21 protein-coding genes are annotated in these 21,829 nt (G+C 38.1%); 8 read left to right on the top strand and 13 right to left on the bottom strand.

The features are described from left to right. Positions 1-170: 170 nt before the first annotated feature. Positions 171-710 (bottom strand): hypothetical protein, encoded by a 540-nt coding sequence (locus tag ACFE6N_RS21245; protein WP_090987690.1) that lies wholly within the window; start codon positions 708-710, stop codon positions 171-173. 114 nt (positions 711-824) lie between these two features. Between ACFE6N_RS21245 and ACFE6N_RS21240 the strand changes: the two genes are divergently transcribed. From ACFE6N_RS21240 to ACFE6N_RS21230, 3 genes are all read left to right on the top strand, one after another. Further along, a complete protein-coding gene (locus ACFE6N_RS21240) occupies positions 825-1,343 on the top strand; it encodes a thioredoxin family protein (protein ID WP_378939835.1) in 519 nt (172 codons plus the stop codon). Between the two features lie 208 nt (positions 1,344-1,551). Continuing rightward, positions 1,552-2,232 (top strand): uracil-DNA glycosylase, encoded by a 681-nt coding sequence (ung, locus tag ACFE6N_RS21235; RefSeq protein WP_378939833.1) that lies wholly within the window; start codon positions 1,552-1,554, stop codon positions 2,230-2,232. Then, positions 2,232-2,921, top strand: coding sequence for an alpha/beta fold hydrolase (locus tag ACFE6N_RS21230; RefSeq protein WP_378939831.1), 690 nt, complete (start codon positions 2,232-2,234; stop codon positions 2,919-2,921). Before ung ends, ACFE6N_RS21230 begins: the two co-directional genes overlap by 1 nt. A gap of 131 nt (positions 2,922-3,052) precedes the next feature. On the opposite strand, the gene trpA is transcribed toward ACFE6N_RS21230, so the two are convergent. The 4 genes from trpA to trpD all read right to left on the bottom strand — a co-directional run bounded on the left by trpA (position 3,053) and on the right by trpD (position 6,873). Beyond that, entirely contained in the window at positions 3,053-3,820 is a 768-nt protein-coding gene (gene trpA / locus ACFE6N_RS21225) for a tryptophan synthase subunit alpha (protein WP_378939829.1), read from the bottom strand. Between the two features lie 92 nt (positions 3,821-3,912). Next, complete coding sequence (gene trpB, locus ACFE6N_RS21220; protein ID WP_208864448.1) at positions 3,913-5,094, bottom strand: tryptophan synthase subunit beta; 1,182 nt, start codon at positions 5,092-5,094, stop codon at positions 3,913-3,915. Positions 5,095-5,260: 166 nt separating this feature from the next. Further along, positions 5,261-5,890, bottom strand: a complete 630-nt coding sequence (locus tag ACFE6N_RS21215) for a phosphoribosylanthranilate isomerase (RefSeq protein ID WP_378939826.1) — start codon at positions 5,888-5,890, stop codon at positions 5,261-5,263. Continuing rightward, positions 5,884-6,873, bottom strand: coding sequence for an anthranilate phosphoribosyltransferase (gene trpD, locus ACFE6N_RS21210; protein ID WP_378939824.1), 990 nt, complete (start codon positions 6,871-6,873; stop codon positions 5,884-5,886). The genes ACFE6N_RS21215 and trpD overlap by 7 nt, the downstream gene beginning before the upstream one ends. Positions 6,874-7,155: 282 nt before the next feature. Between trpD and ACFE6N_RS21205 the strand changes: the two genes are divergently transcribed. Further along, the gene (locus tag ACFE6N_RS21205; protein WP_378939822.1) at positions 7,156-8,097 is read left to right on the top strand and encodes an ion channel; all 942 of its coding nucleotides are present in this window, start codon (positions 7,156-7,158) and stop codon (positions 8,095-8,097) included. A 317-nt stretch (positions 8,098-8,414) separates the two neighbouring features. Here the strand turns inward: ACFE6N_RS21205 and ACFE6N_RS21200 are convergent, their stop codons facing one another. The 3 genes from ACFE6N_RS21200 to recR all read right to left on the bottom strand — a co-directional run bounded on the left by ACFE6N_RS21200 (position 8,415) and on the right by recR (position 10,989). After that, positions 8,415-9,257 carry an alpha/beta hydrolase gene (locus ACFE6N_RS21200; protein ID WP_378939820.1) on the bottom strand — a complete coding sequence of 281 codons (843 nt, stop codon included), beginning with the start codon at positions 9,255-9,257 and terminating at the stop codon, positions 8,415-8,417. Between the two features lie 150 nt (positions 9,258-9,407). Next, entirely contained in the window at positions 9,408-10,226 is an 819-nt protein-coding gene (locus tag ACFE6N_RS21195; protein WP_378939818.1) for an SDR family oxidoreductase, read from the bottom strand. Positions 10,227-10,371: 145 nt separating this feature from the next. After that, positions 10,372-10,989: a recombination mediator RecR gene (recR, locus tag ACFE6N_RS21190; protein ID WP_090987673.1), complete on the bottom strand. Its 618-nt coding sequence runs from the start codon at positions 10,987-10,989 to the stop codon at positions 10,372-10,374. Between the two features lie 325 nt (positions 10,990-11,314). On the opposite strand from recR, the gene ACFE6N_RS21185 reads away from it, so the two are divergent. From ACFE6N_RS21185 to ACFE6N_RS21175, 3 genes are all read left to right on the top strand, one after another. Further along, positions 11,315-12,823 carry a sodium:solute symporter gene (locus ACFE6N_RS21185; RefSeq protein ID WP_378939815.1) on the top strand — a complete coding sequence of 503 codons (1,509 nt, stop codon included), beginning with the start codon at positions 11,315-11,317 and terminating at the stop codon, positions 12,821-12,823. 17 nt (positions 12,824-12,840) lie between these two features. After that, positions 12,841-13,548 (top strand): TIGR00730 family Rossman fold protein, encoded by a 708-nt coding sequence (locus ACFE6N_RS21180; RefSeq protein ID WP_090987668.1) that lies wholly within the window; start codon positions 12,841-12,843, stop codon positions 13,546-13,548. A 140-nt stretch (positions 13,549-13,688) separates the two neighbouring features. Continuing rightward, positions 13,689-14,192 (top strand): hypothetical protein, encoded by a 504-nt coding sequence (locus ACFE6N_RS21175; RefSeq protein WP_378939813.1) that lies wholly within the window; start codon positions 13,689-13,691, stop codon positions 14,190-14,192. Between the two features lie 377 nt (positions 14,193-14,569). Here ACFE6N_RS21175 and ACFE6N_RS21170 read toward each other — a convergent pair whose 3' ends face one another. The 5 genes from ACFE6N_RS21170 to ACFE6N_RS21150 all read right to left on the bottom strand — a co-directional run bounded on the left by ACFE6N_RS21170 (position 14,570) and on the right by ACFE6N_RS21150 (position 19,378). Further along, positions 14,570-15,358, bottom strand: coding sequence for an inositol monophosphatase family protein (locus ACFE6N_RS21170; RefSeq protein WP_378939811.1), 789 nt, complete (start codon positions 15,356-15,358; stop codon positions 14,570-14,572). A gap of 57 nt (positions 15,359-15,415) precedes the next feature. Further along, positions 15,416-16,567 (bottom strand): prolipoprotein diacylglyceryl transferase, encoded by a 1,152-nt coding sequence (locus tag ACFE6N_RS21165; RefSeq protein WP_378939809.1) that lies wholly within the window; start codon positions 16,565-16,567, stop codon positions 15,416-15,418. Between the two features lie 234 nt (positions 16,568-16,801). Further along, positions 16,802-18,124 carry a tRNA (N(6)-L-threonylcarbamoyladenosine(37)-C(2))-methylthiotransferase MtaB gene (gene mtaB, locus ACFE6N_RS21160; protein WP_378939807.1) on the bottom strand — a complete coding sequence of 441 codons (1,323 nt, stop codon included), beginning with the start codon at positions 18,122-18,124 and terminating at the stop codon, positions 16,802-16,804. A 91-nt stretch (positions 18,125-18,215) separates the two neighbouring features. Next, entirely contained in the window at positions 18,216-18,758 is a 543-nt protein-coding gene (locus ACFE6N_RS21155; protein WP_378939805.1) for a hypothetical protein, read from the bottom strand. 50 nt (positions 18,759-18,808) lie between these two features. Continuing rightward, on the bottom strand, positions 18,809-19,378 hold the full coding sequence (locus ACFE6N_RS21150; protein ID WP_378939803.1) for a UbiX family flavin prenyltransferase: 570 nt from the start codon (positions 19,376-19,378) through the stop codon (positions 18,809-18,811). 581 nt (positions 19,379-19,959) lie between these two features. Here ACFE6N_RS21150 and ACFE6N_RS21145 point away from each other — a divergent pair. Next, positions 19,960-21,828 carry an ATP-binding protein gene (locus tag ACFE6N_RS21145; RefSeq protein WP_378939801.1) on the top strand — a complete coding sequence of 623 codons (1,869 nt, stop codon included), beginning with the start codon at positions 19,960-19,962 and terminating at the stop codon, positions 21,826-21,828. Position 21,829 lies beyond the last annotated feature (1 nt).

Here is a 21,829-nt window from a genome sequence, read left to right as displayed (position 1 = left end):
GCCGACTTCCTTCAGATTCGCAGTCACCCACGACACCCTTGTCTTTAGCTAACACTTCCTACTGCTAAGCGTGTTCGGGACTTTAACCCTATAGTCGATTGCCATGCCCGGCGCACCAATAAAAAAGCCATCTCAATTTTGAAATGGCTCAATATAAGATGTGATCAATACTATCTGTAACGAACTTGCTGCTGTTTGTCCATCATACCCATCTGATCTTTCATTTGTTTAATCTGATCGGCAAGCAATTTATTCTTATCTGCTTTTTTAGCTTCGGCAAGGTACATCGTTGCTTCGCGTTTATTGCGTTTGGCCATAGCAATACCTGCTAAACTTAATTTTGCCAAAGCAATATTATGATCCATCTGCATACCCAATGCAAGCGATTTCTTGAAATACTTCTCACTCTGCATAGGCGCTGTTCTGCTTTCAATTAACCCGATCAACAAATTATAATAACCGTGCTGAACTTTAATCAACTGCGTTTCATAATTGGTAATACGGTCTAAAAACATTTTTGCTTTGGGCATGTTATCTTTTCTAAGAAACCATTGTGCTAAAAGCATGTTTTCATTAAAGAAATAAGTTATCAGTACAATTATCCCCAATAAAATGGCAATAATACCCCATGGCCAGAAACCGAAAATAAATAAAGCTACTGCGCCACCCAGTAAAGCAAACCCCGCAATTAATCTGATGATATTTGGCATAAAATTTATCCTAATTATTTTTTTTTGCAAATATCGTGTTTAAATGGCACAAATTAGATTTTAAAACAATAATTTCAATAAAAATTTAAAAGCTCAAAAAAACATCTACTAACTATGAAAATCTTCTTCTCCATAACCCTAATTATACTTGCAATGAATGTTTCTGCACAAGACCTGAACAAGAAAATACACGACGAAGTACACAACAAGGATATATTAATCAATGCCTGCACGCGCGAGGGCATTACCACTTTCCCTGAATTTAAGGAAATGTACGATCCGCTTTATGAGGCATATGTGCCAGATGCAGCAACAATGATCGAACTGAAAAAGCTGATCAAGAATGAAAAGATCAAGATTGTTTTAGGAACATGGTGTGGCGACAGCAAGGCTAACGTACCAAACTTTCTTAAAATTTTAGACGCCCTGCAGTTTAAAGAGAAAAATGTAGAAATTATCGCAGTTGATGGAAACAAAAAGGCTGAAAATGGTATACTGAATGGGTTGGATATCTTAAGGGTGCCAACTTTCATTGTTTTTGATAAAAAAGGTAAAGAATTGGGGCGGATTACCGAAGGACCTAAAACTACACTCGAAGGAGATTTGTTGGCGATATACCAGAAAAAGTCATAAACTTTTAAAGCATTTTTTTTAGTTCGAGGTTCATAGTCTGATATTCATGATTGCCCAAACGTTTGATAATCGATAACCTGTTGGCTTATTTTTATCAACACTGACGATTGACGATAACCTATCAAACCATTGACTAAAATTCATTTACAGACATTACCCCAAATCCATTTTACATCATACATCTTACATTAATATATACATCAGCATTATGTCAGCAGCATTAGAACCAGGATGGTTAGCCGTTTTAGAAGAAGAATTTGAGAAAGACTATATGATAAAACTGAAAGCTTTTTTACAGGAGGAGAAGCAAAGAGGTGCAACTATTTATCCAAAGGGTGCAGACATATTTAATGCATTGAATACTACTCCATTTGATGAGGTTAAAGTGGTGATTTTAGGTCAGGATCCTTATCATGGGGTTGGCCAGGCGCATGGTCTTTCTTTTTCTGTGCAACGTGGTGTTGCAGTCCCGCCCTCATTAAAAAATATATACAAAGAACTGGAAACTGATATTGAGGGTTTTAAAACGCCAAATCACGGTTACTTAACGCACTGGGCAGAACAAGGTGTACTGCTATTAAATGCCACTTTAACCGTTCGTGCTTCAGAAGCCGGCTCACACCAAAACCAGGGATGGGAAATTTTTACGGATGAAATTATTAAGGCTTTATCTCAAAAGCGAGAACATATTGTATTTTTATTGTGGGGTAAATATGCGCAGCAAAAAGCGGCTTTAATTGATCAGAAAAAACATTATGTTTTGACTGCAGCTCACCCATCACCATTTTCTGCATACAATGGCTTCTTCGGATCGAAACATTTTTCGAAAGCAAATCAGTTGTTGGTGCAAAACAACCTAAAACCAATTGACTGGAATTTACCAGCCTAATGAATACCTATTTCATTAGCGGCCTCGGTGCTGATCAACGGATTTTTTCCCGATTAAAGCTGAGTGAAAAGATCACAGTTATCCATATTGACTGGATAGATCCTCATAAAAATGAATCACTTGAAGCTTATGCTGAACGCCTTAGCCGAATTATCGATACCAGCCGGCCATTTGCTTTGGTAGGCGTATCTTTTGGTGGAATGATTGCAGTAGAAATGGCCAAACGGTTAAAACCTGTAGCAACAATTATTATTTCAAGCATGATGTTAAGCAGCCATCTTCCCGGATTATACCGCTTTGCCGGAAAACTTAAACTACTAAAATTTATTCCAGCTAAATTTCTAAAAGCATCAAACAAACTTACGCAGCACTATTTTTTCGGTACGAAATCGTCAAATGAGAAAATATTACTGAACAGGATTATAAAAGATACTGATCCTCATTTTCTAAAATGGGCTATTGGAAGCATTTTAAGTTGGAGAAACAAAACTGTACCAGAAAGGATTTACCATATCCACGGTACACAAGATAAAATTCTGTATGCTAAAATAGCGAAACCAGATTTCGTGATCAACAATGGAACTCACTTCATGGTTTATCAAAATGCGAAGCAGATCTCAGGGATTATTGATCAACTGATATTGAATAAGGGGCCAGAAAATCTTACTCCATTGGCTAAAAACGATTAACTTAATCTGAAGTAAACAATGGTGGCCATTAAAATGATCGTCAGCTTTGAAATATTGTCAGGTAAAAATCCATATTCGATTTTTAAACTGCATATGCTCGATCAGATGACGATCATTAATGGAATACAAATTTAATCCTTAAATTTTTTCATAAAATTACTGATGTTTTCTTCTAAATTTCCTTCAGATATGGCTTTAACGAAAGCTGTACCGATAATCGCACCGTTGGCATAAGAACAAGCCTTATCAAAAGTTTGTTTATCGCTAATCCCGAAGCCGATCATGGTTGGATTTTTAAGGTCCATTGCTTTGATACGGCTAAAATAAGCTTCGGTAGTATTACCCACTTCTAAGTTTTTACCTGTGGTAGCCGACGACGATAATAGATAAATAAATCCATTGGTTAAACCATCTATTTTACGAATACGCTCTTCAGCAGTTTGAGGGGTAATTAAAAATACATTGGCCAAGTTATGTTTTTCGAAGCAATCTTTATAAAACTCTTCATACTCCACCATCGGCAAATCTGGCACGATACAGCCATCTACGCCTACTTCAGCACAAGCCTCGCAAAATTTTTCTACGCCAAACTGCAAAACCGGATTGACGTAGCCCATTAATAAAACCGGGATGGTTACGTTTTTACGTAATTCTTTCAGCTGTTCGAAAAGCAGTTTAAGTGTCATGCCCTGATCTAAAGATTGCTTGCTACTCGCCTGGATTACCGGTCCATCGGCAACAGGGTCCGAATACGGAAAACCAATTTCCAGAATATCTGCGCCTGATTTTTGCAGTGCTTCCGCAATCTGAATGGTATCGCCAGTATTAGGATAACCGGCAGTATAATAAATTGATAATATATTTTTCTTCTCCTGGAAGAGGTGTTTAATTCTGTTCATTTTCTTTTGAGATGTGAGATTGGAGATGTGAGATGTGAGATGATGACCGGGCAAGGAAATCTACTGTCTCATATCTCAGGTCTCAAATCTATCTATAAATTAAAATATTTAATATAAGTATCCAGATCTTTATCTCCTCGACCTGAAAGGCAAACCACTACATTTTCGCCACCTTTGAATTGCATTTTTTCTAAATAAGCCAGCGCATGTGCACTTTCTATCGCCGGAATAATGCCTTCCAGTTTGGTACACAATAAACCTGCCTCCAGACTTTCCTCGTCAGTAATGGAAACATATTGCCCGCGACCGGTTTTGAATAAATGTGCATGTTGTGGGCCAATGCCCGGATAATCCAATCCTGCTGAAACCGAATGAGGCTCTACGACCTGACCATCTGGTGTTTGCATTAAAATACTTCTACTGCCGTGTAAAACGCCTTCGTTGCCTAAGTAGGTTGTGGCTGCCGAAAATCCGCTTGATACACCTTTACCTGCTGCTTCAACAGCGATCAGCTTTACATTTTCATCATCCATAAAATGGTAGAACATGCCCATGGCATTACTGCCTCCACCCACACAGGCTAAAACATAATCAGGCTGATCATTACCCGTTTGCGCCAACAGTTGTTTTTTGGTCTCTTCAGAGATGATCGATTGGAAAATCGCCACCATATCTGGATAAGGGTGCGGCCCAACAACTGAACCGATAATGTAATGTGTATCCACAGGATTATTGATCCAGTCGCGCATGGCTTCATTGGTCGCATCTTTCAACGTTTTACTGCCCGAACTTGCCGGAACTACCTTTGCACCCAACATTTTCATACGGGCCACATTTGGCGCCTGACGCTCAATATCCACTTCACCCATATAAATCACACACTCCAGGTTACGCAGTGCACACACCGTTGCGGTGGCTACCCCATGCTGACCGGCACCTGTTTCGGCGATAATCCGCTTTTTTCCCAATTTTTCGGCTAATAAAATCTGCCCGATGGTATTGTTTATTTTATGCGCTCCGGTATGATTTAAGTCTTCCCTTTTTAAGAAGATATTGACTCCATACCTTTCCGAATATCTTTTTGCCAGATACAATGGCGAAGGGCGGCCAACGTAGTCTTTCAACAGCTGATGAAATTCCTTTTGGAAATCAGGATCAGCAATGATCTTTAAATAATTCTGACGCAGCTCTTCTACATTCGGATAAAGCATTTCGGGAATGTACGCACCTCCAAAATCTCCGTAATATCCTTTTTCGTTTACTTTGTATTTCATAATATTTATCAACTGGATGTCATACTTATAGCCGTTAAGGTAGTCGTCATCTTGACTGAAGTGCAATCCCGAACGTTTGGGAGAGAGATCTGTATTTTACATTGTAGATTTCTCGGCTGCGCTCGAAATGACGATCTATCTCCAGCTAAAATCGTAACATAATATTCTACTTATTCATTTCTTTTATAAATTCTTTAATCTTTTCTGCATCTTTCACACCTGGTTCTGTTTCGAAACGGCTGTTAATATCTAACGCATATAAACGATCATCGTTTAGTTTTCTAATGGCAGCGGTATGTTCCAAATCAATTCCACCGCTTAAAAAATAGGGTTTGGTATAAGTGTATCGGTCCAAAACAGACCAATTAAATGTTTTTCCGGATCCACCATGTAATTTTGTTTTGGTGTCGAACAAGAAATAATCAATTGTACTTAAATAAGCTTCCAAAGCTGAAAAATCGAATTCTTCGTCTACCCCAAAAGCCTTAATCACTTCTACAGCGGGAAAACTTAATTTTAATGCGCCACAATATTCAGAAGATTCGCCTCCATGTAACTGAACAGCCTTTAAGTTCAGTGTGTTTATTTTTTCTTTTACTTTTTCTAGATCCTCGTTCACAAAAACTCCAACAGTTTTAATTTGAGCAGGAATGTATCTGATCAGTTCTGCCGAAACCTCACTGATCAATCTTGGTGATTTCTCATAAAAGATAAAGCCCATGTAATCTGGCTGCAACTCAGCTACCGCAGCAATATTCGCGGCCAAACGCAGTCCACAGATTTTTAACCTTAGCATGCCAGTAATTGTTTAAAACTGTGCAAAGCTTTTTTGTTCATAAGCGATTCTTCTGCTTCATAAAAACAATCGGCGAAAGACATTTCTGGTTTGATGGTCCGGATGGCCAATGCCGCGTTGCACAATACTACATTGGTCTGCACATCAGTCGCCACGCCATTAAGCACATCCATAAATATTTTAGCTGATGATGCTACAGTATCACCTCCTTTAATGGAATTTACATCTACTTTTTCAAATCCCATATCGTTGAGTGTTAAAATCTGCTCTCCCTTATTCGAAAAAGTTTTCACATCGCAGGTAAGCGAAACCTCATCATAGCCCTCCAGTGCATGCACGATGGTATAACTTTTATCGGTATCCTGGTATAAATAAGCATATAAACGGGCCAGTTCTAAACTAAAAACACCTACCATCTGGTATTTTGGCTGCCCGGGATTAACCATAGGTCCCAGCATATTAAAAAATGTTTTTACCCCAAGCTCTTTACGGATCGGTGCTACAATTTTCATGGCTGGGTTAAATAGCGGTGCATGTAAAAAACAGATGCCCGCGGCATCAAGATTGCGCTTTAAAGTAGCTTCATCATTGGTAAAGCTATAGCCCAGGTATTCCATTACATTTGATGATCCGCAGCCCGAAGAAACCCCATAGTTGCCATGCTTGGCTACATGATGCCCCGCCCCCGCTACTACAAATGAAGATAAGGTGGAAATATTGAAAGTGTCTTTGCCATCACCTCCTGTACCACAAAGATCAATGAGGTTATAACCGGAAAGATCTACCTTTAGGCACATATCCAGCATGGCATCTCTAAAGCCCTGCAGTTCCTGCACGGTAATGTTCCGCATGGCATAAGCCGTAATAAAAGCAGCAATTTGCGAAGAATTAAATGCACCTTCTGAAATGGAAATTAAAATGTTCTTTGCCTCTTCCCTGCTAAAGTTCTTGTTCTCAAATAAATGGTTTAATATCTTTTTCATGTTTTGTATTCCGCTGGTTGTGTCTCCACAAACCATTTATGTTTATTCTGGTTCATGGGACATGAACCATGGCGACGTTTAAAAAAATTGCATAAAAAAAGGATTGCTTTTCAGGCAATCCTCTTCGTCGTGTTTAAAATATTTTAAAATATATAACAATAGAATCTGCCTAACGAATTTCGTTATGCCACCACCAATTGTTATTTAAGTTTTTAATGATCATGTTTGTATAAAGCAAATATTGACATAGTTTTTTAATATTCCAAAATCTTTCTAAAATATATGGTTTTCTTTAAAAGAAAAGTACAATTTAATGATGATCTGGGTTTCGGATCCAATCCGGTAACGAAAAATCAGCGCATGCTAAACCCGGATGGTTCTGCAAATATTGAGCGTACGGGCCTGCCTTGGTTTAAGTTCGATGATACCTACACCCGCCTGGTCACCATGAGCTGGCCAAGGTTTTTCTTCGTTATTCTGATTGCCTACCTTATTGTGAATACCATATTTGCAATATTATATAATGTTGTTGGAATCGAGAATTTAGAGGGCGCTAAAGGTTTAACGCTGCGCGATCAGTTTTTTGATGCCTTTTTCTTTTCTGCTCAAACCATTTCTACGGTGGGTTATGGCCATATTTCTCCACAGGGGTTTATTACAAGTATTCTGGCTGCTTTCGAAAGTATGCTGGGCCTGCTCGCTTTTGCATTGGCAACCGGTTTGTTGTATGGCCGTTTTAGCAGACCTACCTCAAAAGTGAACTTCAGTAAAAAAATGGTAATTGCACCTTATGAAAAAGGCCATGGTTTAATGTGCCGTTTGGTTAACTTACGCCGTAATCAGCTTATTGAGGTGGAGGTACAGATGGTGATGTCGTACAATGAAACCATTGATGGCAAACATATCCGAAGGTTTTACCCTTTGACGCTGGAACGCGATAAAATCGGCATCCTGTCATTAAACTGGACTTTAGTACACCCTATTACAGAGGACAGTCCTTTATACGAAAAATCGTTAACGGAACTGCAACAGGCAGAGGTCGAAGTTTTCGTCATGCTTAAGGCATTTGATGATACATTTTCCCAAACCATTCATACGCGCACGAGCTATCAGGATGAAGATATAGAAATGGATGCAAAGTTTGAAAAAATGCATTACCATAATGAAGAAGGTAAAATAGTGATGGATTATAGTAAGCTGGATAAGATTACGCGAACGGTGTAAAGTCTCTTTTGTTTAAAAGATTCTCTTTTGGAAAGCAGGTACGGTGCCAATCGGTTATGATAGCCCCGCCATACGCTGCAATCTTTTTGTTGCGTGGCCATCATACTGAAGCACGAATCTGCTGCATAGGCTGCAGACGTCAGGATATTCGGGTTTGCTGCCAACAAAAAGGATTTCCGCTGCTGTCAGGTTTAGGTGGGTTGGGTTGGTACAATAAATAACCACTCCGCCTTATAGGCACCCCTCCAAAGAAGGAATTAAAAAATGATCTGGAAGTGTCAACTTTAACAGCAAAGAGGTAAGAAAGTTTACAAATCTTACGAAGATGTCTTTTGTATAAAATCCAAAATATCCTTATACAACTGATTTCCACCAAAAATCATCTGACTGATCATCGGTACATGGCTTTTGCCCTTAATTTCTTTTATCTCTACAGGCACATGGTTCGCCTTAAGCTTATCATATAACCTCGGCGTTTGTAATTTAATGGCACCATATGTTTTACTACCATAAAAGAGTAAATGTGGATTTTTAATATTGTTTACATAAGCTAAGGGTGAAGCACTTTTCCAAACCGCAGGCCGTTCCGTAAAGGTCCGGATGAAATCGAAATAAAAATGGTCTTTTTCGGCTGTTGTTAAATATTCTTCCATATCCAGTCCGAAGGGATCATTAAGGATTACACCTTTAATTGGATTAGCTATCCCAGCCTTATTAAAATATTTAGGATCAGCATTGATCAGTTCAGCCAGATGCGCCCCTGCAGAATGTCCCATTACAAAAATCTGCTCTGCACTTCCGGTAAAATCGGCAATATGTTCTTTAACCCATTTTACAGCTAAAGCACAATCATTGCCCATCTCTCCATACTGAACATTCGGTGCCAAAGGATAATTAATAATGACCGTAACCACACCTTTGCGTGCAAAATTCCTACCCATCCACCAATACGTTTCTTTCTTCCCACTGCTCCAGGAACCTCCGTGAATGAAAATTAAGACGGGTTTATTTTTGACATGATCGTTTTTATAAAAAATATTCAGCGTATTGGCTTCGTCGGTATTGCCGGCATAATTGATATTTTTTACCTTTTTAACTTGTGCAGCAGAAAGTAACGTTTGAAACAAGAGCATTAATAAAACAACGTATTTGTACATCATAAAGGTTTTCCAACTCAACAGTTAATAAACGAAATTGTTGTTAGTGTGGATTTATTGATAGTATCAGGTATTGAGTATCAGGTATCGAGTATTTAGTATCAAGACATAATCAACTTGTGCACTTAAACCTTACGCCTTAAACCGTCTACCTTAAGCCTTTATCAACGGATTCTTTTCTTTCGAAAACAAATCAAATACCTTTTTATCTACAAAAGCCGGAAACAGTTTGTTCATCCATACGGCCAGTTTGCCTTGTCTCGTCATCACCAAAGTGCGTTTGCGTTGTTCAACGCCATCGGCAATTATGCCGGCCACTTCTTCCGATGTCATCATTTTACCTTCATCCATACTGGTTTCGCCATGTGCTGCACCATCTTTAGATAAGGCCGTTACCCGGATATTCGAAGCCGTAAACCCTGGACAAGCCACCATCACATTTACTCCTGTTTTAAGTAATTCGGTACGTAAAGACTCCATAAAGCCATTCATGGCGAACTTAGAAGCCGAATAACCAGTGCGGCCCGGCAAACCACGGTAACCCGCAATAGACGATACGCCCACCACTGTTCCCTTTGTTTTTAAAATTTCAGGAAGTGCGTATTTGGTACAATATACTGTTCCCCAAAAGTTTACATCCATCAGGTTTTTAAGCACTGATAAATCCAGATCGTTAAACAGGGCTCGCATCGATAATCCGGCATTATTTATCAGAATATCAATTTTCTGAAAAGAAACCAGGGTTTGTTTTATGATGAGTTCGCAATCGTCCTCTTTACTCACATCGGCTTGTACCGCAACCGCTCTGATGCCATATCTTTTCTCTAAATCAGCAGTAATTTCGCAAAGGGTAACGTATTGACGGGCAGCTAAAACCAGATTGGCCCCACGCCTGGCAAATTCTTCCGCGCAGGCTTTTCCAATTCCGCTTGATGCCCCGGTAATGATAATTACTTTATTCTTTAGGTTCATTTGTAGTAGTGAGTATTAAGTAGTAAGTATTTAGTAGATGTAATAAGTATCTAGTATTAAGTATCGAGTATCAAGAAACAGGTAAATGATAAGTCCCAATCTGTGATTTTATGCCTGATGCCTGCTACTTTATACCTAATGCTAATTATTTCATCATTGCAGTTTCGTAAGGTACGCGGGTAATGATCGATCGACCCAGGGTAATTTCATCTGCATATTCTAGTTCACCTCCGAAAGCAATTCCACGTGCAATGGTGGTTACCGGTACATTAAATTCTTTCAGCCTTTTATAGAGATAGAACAAGGTGGTATCGCCTTCCATATTCGGACTGAGCGCCAAAATCACTTCCTTGATCCCTCCTGCTGTCATCCTGGCTACCAAACCATCAATAAACAGATCAGAAGGCCCTACTCCATCCATTGGCGAAATTAAACCGCCTAAAACATGGTAAACCCCAAAATATTGTCCCGTATTTTCAATAGCCATTACATCACGCGTATCTTCTACCACACAAATGGTTTCTTTATCTCGTTTATGCGATGTACAGATTTCACAAATTGAGTAATCGGAAATATTATGGCAGGTACTGCAGTGTTTAATCTGTTGTTTAAGTTTTATAAACGTATTACCAAACTGATTTACCTCCTCCTGCTCCTTATTTAAAAGATGTAACACCAAACGTAAAGCTGTCTTTTGCCCTACACCAGGAAGTTTTGAGAATTCGTTTACCGCATCTTCAAGCAGTTTGGATGAAAAATTCATAGTGCAAAAATAGATAAAAAGGTTCATTGGTTCAATAGTGAATGGTCATTGGTCAATAGTTTATTCGTCAATAGTTCATAGTAAATGGTAACTGCAAATTGCCAACTGAAAACCGGATATTGATTCATTGGTCAATAGTCCGTAGTGAATGGTGACTGCAAATTGCCAACTTAAAACTGCAGATGGCTATCATGCACTTTGACTTCGGACTTCCGACTTCGGACTTCTGACTTCCGACTCCGGACTTCTGACTTCCGACTCCGGACTAATAACATATTGCTTGATTTGATAGTTTTCTTTACATTTATCAGCTTAAATCAAAAATATGTCACCAACCATTCTCTTGTGTTTTCTAATTGGCTACTTTCTGCTACTGATTATCATTTCGTTTGTAACCTCTCAAAAATCCTCAGACAATAGCACCTTCTTTGTTGCCAACAGAAATTCTAAATGGTATCTGGTGGCATTCGGCATGATTGGAACAGCGCTATCGGGTGTTACCTTTATTTCGGTACCCGGGGAAGTTGGTGCACCTAGCGGAAATCAGTTTCAATATTTTCAGTTTGTGCTGGGTAACGCGGTTGGTTTTATCATTATAGCTACCGTTTTGCTCCCGCTTTACTATCGCATGAACTTAACCTCTATTTATGGTTACATTGAAAAGAGATTAGGTCATTACAGCTACAAAACAGCTGCCTCGATATTTCTATTGAGCCGAACTTTAGGATCAGCAACCCGACTATACCTCGTCGTAATCGTATTGCAACGTTTTATTTTCGACAGCTATGGTGTTCCATTCTGGTTAACGGTACTCATTTCGTTGGCGTTGATATGGTCTTATACATTTAAAGGTGGATTAAAAACCATTATTATTACTGATACATTGCAGACCTTCTTTCTTGTGCTTTCGGTTTTTCTCACCATTTATTTTATTTGCAACAGTCTTGATTTCAATATTCCACAGGCATTTGAAACTGTAAAAAACAGCAGCTATTCTAAAATATTCTTCTTCGATGATTTCCTCATCAACAAGTTCTATTTCAGCAAACAGTTTATCGGTGGTATTTTTGTAACCATTGCCATGACAGGCCTTGATCAGGACCTGATGCAGAAAAACCTGAGTATGGGCACCATACAGGAAGCGAAAAAAAATATGTTCACCTTTACCGGCGTGTTTGTCATCTTAAATATTTTCTTCTTAAGTGTCGGTGCATTATTATACATCTATGCGAGTAAAAATGGTATTGATATTCCTTTAGATCACGTTACAGGTAAACCTCGTACGGATTTATTGTTCCCCGAAATCGCATTGAACAACTTAGGCTCCGTTCCGGCTATTATTTTTATGCTGGGCTTAACCGCAGCCACATTTGCCACAACAGATTCGGCGCTAACGGCTTTAACCACTTCGTTCTGCGTAGACTTTTTGGACATGGCTAAAGCAGAAAATGTAAATGCCGAAAATGCTGTAAAAAAACGTCATACGGTACACATTGTTTTTTCTGTTTTGATGTTCCTGGTGATTATTGTTATCAATGCTTTGAACAGTTCATCAGTTGTGAGCTTAATTTTCACCATTGCTTCTTATACCTACGGACCGCTTTTGGGCTTATATAGTTTTGGGCTTTTTGTAAAAAAACGCGGTCTGCATGATAAATTAGTGCCAATAGTTTGCTTATTATCACCTTTTTTATGTTACTTGCTTGCGAGCAATTCTGCTGAAATATTAGGAGGATATGTTTTTAGTGTTGAACTGATTTTAATCAACGGTTTAATCACATTTATAGGTTTGTTATTCATCAGCAAAAAAACTGATGCACAGACCAGATTTTAATATTAGAATAACAGTATATGACGAGTGAAGAAAAAATTAGAAGTGCTTTTGAGAACAAAGACTGGCAGGAAATCAAAGTAACCGATTCCTGGCAAATTTTTAAAATCATGGCCGAATTTGTAGACGGCTTTGAAAAACTAGCTAAAATCGGTCCATGCGTTACCATTTATGGCTCTGCGCGTACGGCTCAAACAAACCGATACTATCAACTGGCAGAACAGTGTGGTAAATTGTTAACTGATAGAGGTTATGGTGTAATTACGGGCGGTGGACCTGGTATTATGGAAGCCGGTAACAAGGGTGCCCATACCAATGGCGGTAAATCGGTAGGTTTGAACATTGAGTTACCATTTGAGCAATTCCATAATAAATATATTGATCATAATAAATTGCTGGAGTTTGATTATTTCTTTGTACGCAAAGTAATGTTTATGAAATATAGCCAGGGTTTTGTGGTATTACCAGGTGGTTTTGGCACTATGGATGAGTTATTTGAAGCCCTAACCCTGATCCAGACCGGCAAAATTGCGCGTTTCCCGATTGTACTGGTAGGCGTTGATTATTGGGGTGGGCTAATCGACTGGATTAAGGGAACCATGTTACAAAAAGAGCATAATATCCATGAAGAGGATTTAAACCTGTTCAGACTGGTTGATACGGCAGAAGAGGCTGCAGAACACATTTTCCGTTTCTACGATAAATATGTGCTTAAACCGAATTTCTAATTTATTGGTTAACCGTTACAATTGGTTAACTGCCAATTGAAAACTGAAAACTGCCAACTGAAAAAGTGCTTACCAACAATAGGCACTTTTTTTATGTAACAACGCTAAACCTGCTGCATCTAAAATAAAACACAATTAAAATGTCAAAATTGATCAACTGGAAGAGCGATTGGTTTAATGGAAATTTTAAACTCTTTGCAGATGGGCTTCAGAAAGGGGCCATAACTTTTGGGGTGTGGACGAGCAGTGCTGAAAGTGTATTTGAAGATCAAAATTATCAATTTGTAAGTGAGGGATTCTGGCAATCAAGCACGAAGGTAATCGACCGGAAAACAAGTGAAGTAATCGCTGTTATTACGTACGATAGCTGGAAATCAAAAGCATTAATCAGCCTGACAAACGGAAAACGGTATGAATGGAAATCAACAGGCATCTGGAAATCAAAATGGACCGTAAGTAATTATCAGGATGAACACATTATGTATACTTGTAGTAACAATAGTGGGCTAATATCTTCAGATACGGATAATAAATTACTGATGATTGCGGGGCTATTTGTTAAACAGGTTTACAACAGGCAGCTCTTTATTCTGATCGTCTGCATCGTTCCGATCATCACGACGTCAACACTTCGTCATCATTAGGATTTTTAATGAAATTCTTTGGGCTGAACAAGCACGCCAAATAAAGATTATATACTATTAATTATCAGAAAATTAACACCATATTAATAAAGTTTTTACTGAACCAATTTCCTTGTTTTTTTTCGAAAATGCTTTATATCGTACTGGATTTGATCAAGGTAAATTTCAAAAATGTCAGTAGTTATATCGACTTTATTCTTTCAGGAATACCAGCCCCACATACCTGATTAATGGTTTAGCACCGAAGTATTGACAGACTTTTATCTTTCAGTTTTTAAAAACCGTTCATCGTTTAACTTTCAATATTGATCGTAAGGCGAACCTAAGGGCATTTACAGTAAAAATTCGATAACTTTTCAATCAAGGCTACGGCCGATTTAAAAATATCTTTTTATCGCTTCCAGCATTTCAGCAGTTAGTTTTCCATTGGTGGCTAAAATTTCCTTTTTCTCAAAGTAATTATTGCCTCCAGAGAAATCGTAAACTTCTCCGCCAGCTTGCTGAACAATGAAACACCCGGCTGCAAAATCCCATTGCTGCAGGTTATATTCAAAAAAGGCATCGAAACGTCCGCAGGCAGTATATACCAGGTCTATAGCTGCCGCACCAATCCTACGCACTCCGTGGCTTTTCTGCATCATTTCAGCTAATAATTTTAAATATTTCTCTTGTTTATCAAACTGATAATATGGAAAACCCGTAGCCAGCAGGCTTGACTTTAAATCTGGATTGCCGGAAACCCTAATTTCCTTTTTATTCATCAGAGCAGGTCCACCTTTATAAGAATAAAACATCTCTCCCCGATTTAACTCGTAAACCACACCTATTGCAGGTAGCCCATCTTCATAAAGCGCTACACTAATGCCATAGGCCGGGATGCCATGAATAAAGTTCGTTGTACCATCTAAGGGATCAATGATCCAGGTATAGCTTTTCCCAATGCGATTAATGGTTTTTTCTTCAGTGATAAAACCCGCATCAGGAATTAATTTTTCCAGATTTTGAACAAGTTTCTGCTCTGCTGTTTTATCAACATAAGAAACCATATCATTTAATCCTTTATATTCTATTTTCTTAACATCAAACTGCATGGCTTCTTTGCGGATAAAATTTCCGGTAAGCTTAACAATCGAGATCACTTTATTGCACAGTAATTCGTAATTCATAATTATTTAACAACAGAATAATGCTGTTGTTGTATTTTAATTGAATTTATAAGGTTCTTATTGGGCTAATTGGTTCTTGTTCCGCAAAGCATAAGCACTTAATGCAATGCCACCCACAACAAGAAAAGTTGAAATCATTTCTGCCTGCGTAAAAGATAAGCCAAAAACATGGTACTTGGAGTTTACACGAATCAACTCAATACAAAAACGTTCAACACCGTTCAAGATCATGTAAATACCAAACATTAAACCAGGGGCTTTTATTTTATCCCTTATACTCCACAGAAAGGCGAAAAGGATTAAACATATAATCACTTCGTAAAGCGGTGTCGGATACACACCTTGTGCCAATTCGTTACAAAACTTACCGGTACAGCCTGGAATGGGAATACCCTCGCCTACCACATTGTTTGGATATTTGTAAGACCATAACCAATCCGGCAGCCAGGAGAACGGTTTCGGGTTAGGATTTACAATGCCCCAGTCGCCATCACCTGCCATATGGCAGCCAATACGACCAACTGCATAAGCCAGCATCATGCCGGGTCCACCTACGTCCAACATATGTAAGGGTTTAATGCCATTTCGCTTTGCAATGATCAATACCGCCGCACCACCGCAGATTAAGCCACCATAAAAGGTTAAACCGCTAAACGATAATAAGCGTTCTATAGGATGTTGAACAAAATCATCCCAATATTCCAGATTATCAAAGAATTTCGCTCCTAAAAATCCCCAGATGGCCGCCCATACAATCAGGTTACTCATGATCTGATATGGGTGGATGATTACCTGTGTTTCTTTTGGTTTATCTAATTTATGCTTATTCTTTTCAGTATAATCCCAGTAAGCAAATAAGCCAGCAAAAAACAAACCACCAATTATATTTCCCTGGGTCGACATTAAAACCGACTGGGCATCATTTACAAAAAGTTTATAGTTCAGTAATACGTAAACCAGCTTATAACCGATAACAAAGCCAAAAAGGCCATTCATAATCAATTCTGACGTGGTTGCGGGCTTACCCACTATAATGGTCTTTTTAATTGGATGGAGTATGCCTAATGCTTCTTTACGTTTAAGCTCTTTGGTAAAAGCCCAGTAACCGGCAACAAACGCGAGCGCCACAAAAACACCGAATGTATTAAATGGAAGCGGTAAATTAATGCCGAAAAGGTATTCTAAAAAATGTGAAACGGTAGGAAACATAGAAATATTTTGTTGCGAAGATAGGAAAGAAAGAGTAAAGACCAAAGTGGAAAGACTGATGTTCAAGGACGAAGGCTAAAAGAATAATAATTTATGGAACACGGTATTTCTATCCCATCGTCCATTTTTTACATCGTCCATTTTACACCTTAACGTTAAAAGATTCTTCACTACGTTCAGAATGACAGTAAAAGGTATTTGACAGAAACTTCAGACTAAGGACTGAGGACTAAACTAATGATGTGCCAGCTTAGTTTCCAATTCGGCTACTTCCACTTCTCCGTCGGCAGTAATCCCTAAAAGCTTAACCGCTTTCAATTCGTTTACCATAACCGGATCGTATTTTGCCCGCACTTTTACATAATTTTTGGTAAAGCCGTGCATATAACCAGATTTCTGATCTGCTTCAAAAAGTACTTCTCCTTCATTACCAATCTGCGATTCGTAGAAAGCCCTACGCTTTTTATCAGATAAGATATGAAGCATTTTACTGCGTTCATTCCGTTCACTTCCGGCTACAACACCTTTCATTTCGGCCGCTGCTGTCAGCTCACGTTCAGAATAAGTAAATACATGCAGATAAGAAATATCCAGTTGATTTAAAAATTGATAGGTATCCAGAAAATCTTCTTTCGTTTCGCCGGGGAATCCTACAATTACATCCACACCAATACAACAGTTTGGCATCACCTCCTTAATTTTAGCAACACGTTCTACATACAGATCACTCCGATAACGGCGGCGCATTAATCCCAAAATTTTATCAGAGCCAGACTGTAAAGGAATATGAAAATGCGGAACAAACCTTTTTGAAGTGGCTACAAATTCTATAATTTCGTTGCTTAATAAATTTGGTTCAATAGAGGATATCCTAATTCTTTCAATTCCTTCCACTTCATCCAGGGCCTTAACCAGGTCGAAAAACTTGTCTTCGCGTTTCCCGTTTCTGATTCCGAAATCGCCAAGATTTACCCCCGTTAATACAATTTCTTTAACACCGCTTTCGGCAATCATTTTAGCACGGTTTACCACATTTTCAATGGTATCGCTACGGCTTGCACCGCGTGCTAAAGGAATGGTACAATAAGTACACGGATAATCGCACCCGTCCTGCACTTTTAAAAAGGTACGCGTTCTATCGCCGATTGAATAGGATGCAATAAAGTTATGGTTAACTTTCTCTATATTTTGCTGATGAACAAGTGCTTTTGGCTGTTTTGTTAAATCAGTAATGTATTCAACAATTCTGAATTTTTCGGCCGCACCTAAAACCATGTCAACACCTTCTATTTCGGCAATTTCCCGAGGTTTTAACTGGGCATAACAACCTACAATGGTTACAAAGGCATTTGGCGAATACTTTAAAGCCTCTTTAACAACTTTACGGCATTTTTTATCCGCATGTTCAGTTACAGAACAGGTATTGATTACATAAACATCAGCCTGGTCCTGAAATTCTACCACAGCATAACCGGCATCGGTAAACAAGCGACCGATGGTTGAAGTCTCAGAGAAATTGAGTTTACAACCTAATGTATAAAATGCGACCTTTTTCATTGAAGCTGCAAAGATAGGAAATTTGTTCGGAGTTGTTGGTTTTGAGTTTTGAGAACTGACAAATTACAGACTAGATCATAGCTAACATAGACTACTGATTATTGTAATTCACCACATATTTTCTAACGATATCAAAGTTATATTTTTTCTCTTCTTGAAAAGATTCATTTAAACCTTTATTATCACCGATCAAATCGGCAAAAATATCTTTTCGTAATTTAATTTTAGCAAATATTCTATCAGTAATGATATCTACCCATTCACCACCTTCTTTACTTGCAAACCAGGTAATAATCCAAACTCCCTCTGGCGTTCTTACCTTATGCTCATAAAGATTAATTTTTCCTGCTTCCAGGACTCGCAAAAAATACCGTTTCTCGCTTTTAGGAATATTATTTGAAATGAATTTTTGTTTCTTTTTGAATAAATAATACCCATTTACAGTTTCGGGAGAAAAGCTGATATTTTCCCCGCCATTTGATTCAAGGATGTATTGAGACAATAATCCTGACTTTATACTGCCTAGAATTGTATCGTTTTTTAAGGTAATGATAAAATCTTCCTGTGCATTAACCCGAGAAAAAAAAGCACATAAAGCTGTGCAGAACAACATAGAGCGTAAAAATAGTTTCATGATATTAATTTAAATCAGCCTAAAATATTTAAACTTTGGCAAAACACCAACTATTTCTCCTGCCACCGGTAGCTTTCCTGCTCGAAACCCGCCAAATCCAATACCCTACTCACTACCGTTCCGGCAACCTCTTCTATCGTTTGGGGTAAACTGTAAAATGATGGATTAGCCGGACAAATAATGCCTCCAGCTTCAGTAACCATTTTCATATTGTTGATGTGAATCAGGCTAAATGGGGTATCTCTTACTACAGCTATTAATTTTCTGCGTTCTTTTAACACCACGTCTGCAGCTCTGGAAATTAAGTCGTTAGATATTCCATGCGCTATCCTGCCCAAGGTACCCATTGAGCAAGGGACAATTATCATGGTATCATATTTAGCCGATCCTGAGGCAAAAGGTGCATTAAAATCATTTTTGTTATAAAATGTAAACGCTGTAAACTGGTTATAATCCTGATTTCCCAGCTCGAATTGCCAAACTGCTTTTGCATTATCACTCATCACTATGCCTACTGCCTCTATCTGGTCTATTAATTTCAGCAACTGATCAAACAAGACCTTTGCATATATTGAACCGCTGGCACCTGTAACGGCAACAATTACTTTCTTTTTCATCATAACCACAAAAGTAGTTTATCTAAATTGATTAAAACAAAAAAGGGCCAGAACAATGTTCTGACCCTACATCTACCTATGAAAAACATACCCTCGAAAGGGTAAGAACAAATATATATAATTTTTTAAAAAAATATAAACAAGAAACGCGAAATCGTTTAAATCAGCCAATTAGCTTTAAATTTAATCACAAACAACTGATTTACAGGATAATAATTTTAAATAAATTTACTTAAAAACTTTTTAACAACTTAAAAAGACACTTTTTTTATTAGAATTTACAATAATTTTGTAGTATACAATATACAATTACAATCATTAGTGTTTCAAGAAATAATGAGTAAGAAGATTTTCTATTCTTAAATTTACATTTTTTTGATGTTGACCTAACCTGCTACCGATCAAAATTTCAATAAGCTGACGCTTTCAAAACTTGAGTTACCGGGGTTTTCTTTAATCCAGTGTAAACTATCTTAGTATAATTCCCCTTATAGGTTATATCGTATCAAATATGATAAAGATCTGTGAATCGATTGGAATTTAGTGTTTAACGATTATATTTGAGAAAGTGTCATCTCAGATTTATGATAGATTTAGCTTCGCCATTTTTAAAGGCATTATTAAAACATGCTACAAACCCTGTAGTCATTTTTAAAATTAAGCCGGTATTAGTAGTGGTAGAACATAATGACGCTTACCAGGCTTTAATAACGTGTGTTGGCGGGAAGTCAGAATCCTATAATATCGATATTATCCCTGACCTACTATCTGATGATGAAAGAACGACGCTGATTAAAACAGTTCAAAACGTAAGTGAGCTCAAAACCAGGCAAAGCCTGACCGTTCATCCTATCTATTCAAACTCCCCGCATGTAAAATGGGAGCTCGAATTCTCGCCGGTATTACAAAGCAACCGCCCTGCTGAATACCTCATTTGCTCATTAAAGGAAATCCCGGTGAACGAGAACGACCTGGAGCATATTTTGCTTGAGCTTTCGGAAAGTGAAATGCGTTTTAGGGGCTTTTTTGAGCAAGCGCCCTTAGGCATGTGTGTTTTGAAGGGCCCCGAACTCATTACGGAGTATGCGAATGATAATATATTAAAACTCTGGGGTAAGAGTAGAAAAGAGGTTATCGGAATATCTTTGGAAGATGCAAGACCGGAATTTCAAACACAACAGGCGCTGGTAAAACGCGTAAAAGACATTTTCAAAAACAAGCAAACGCTAACAATCAACGAACTGAAACTCTCTACTCCGGTTTCAGATGGGTATTTTATTGCGCTTTATGAACCCTTAAAGAATGATAAAAACGAAGTAACCAGCATCCTGTTGATTATTAAAGATATTACCGAGCAGGTAAATTTTAAAAAAGAACTTCTTAAAGCGAAAGACATTTTAAAAATCGCCATGGATGCCTCTGAAATGGGGTCATGGAATATCGACCTATCAAACAAGCAGGTGCTATTATCTGAAAGGGCACAACAGATCTATGAAATTGAGCATAACAGGTTAGATATCGAGGAGGCCAAATCCATGATCTGCCAGGAAGATATGGGGCATCTAACCCGGGGCATAATACGCGCACTACACAACCGCGATGCCTTTAATATTGAATATCAGATTAACCTTAGAGACGTTAATGAAAAGCGCAAATGGATACGAACTGCGGGAAAAGCTTATTATAACGAAGATGGAACGGCTATTTATATCGCAGGGGCAATTCTGGATATTACAGAACACAAACAGGATGAAATAAGAAAAAATGATTTTATCAGTATGGTTAGTCATGAGCTTAAAACACCCTTAACTTCTTTAAGCGCCTACGTACAGCTTTTACAATATAAATCTAAACAAACAGATAATGTTTTCTCTGCTCAAATACTTGATAAGATCAATATTCAATTGAAAAAAATGTCGATAATGATTGATGGTTTTCTGAATGTTTCCTTACTAGAATCAGGTAAAATATTATTGAACAAAACAAATTTTAACCTTACTGCGCTGGTTAAGACCATTGCTGAAGAAACCAGGATGGTTTCGCCTAGCCATTTTATCCAGGTACTTGGCCCCCAAGAATTGATTGTACATGCCGATATGGAAAAAATCGGAAGTGTTGTGAACAACCTGATTGGCAACGCGCTAAAATATTCCAGAAAAGAATCGCTGATTGCAATAAAATGTAAAATACAAAACGATTATGCAGTTGTAAGTGTAGAAGATGAGGGTCTGGGTATTAGAGAAAATGATCTACCGCGGCTTTTTGACCGTTTTTATCGCGTAGAAAGTGCTGATACCAAAACTATTGCAGGCTTTGGGGTAGGCTTATATATTTGTGCGGAAGTAATTGAAAGGCATAATGGAAAAATATGGGTAGAAAGTAAATTAGGAAAAGGATCTACATTTTATTTCAGCCTACCTTTTTCCAATGAGCATAACAACACAACATTATGAT

Origin of the sequence: Pedobacter sp. BG31, from assembly GCF_042464845.1 — a bacterium.
Taxonomy (GTDB): Bacteria; Bacteroidota; Bacteroidia; order Sphingobacteriales; family Sphingobacteriaceae; genus Pedobacter; species Pedobacter suwonensis.
The sequence above is the reverse complement of the archived record's forward strand: the minus strand, read 5'-3'. Positions and strand labels throughout refer to the sequence as shown.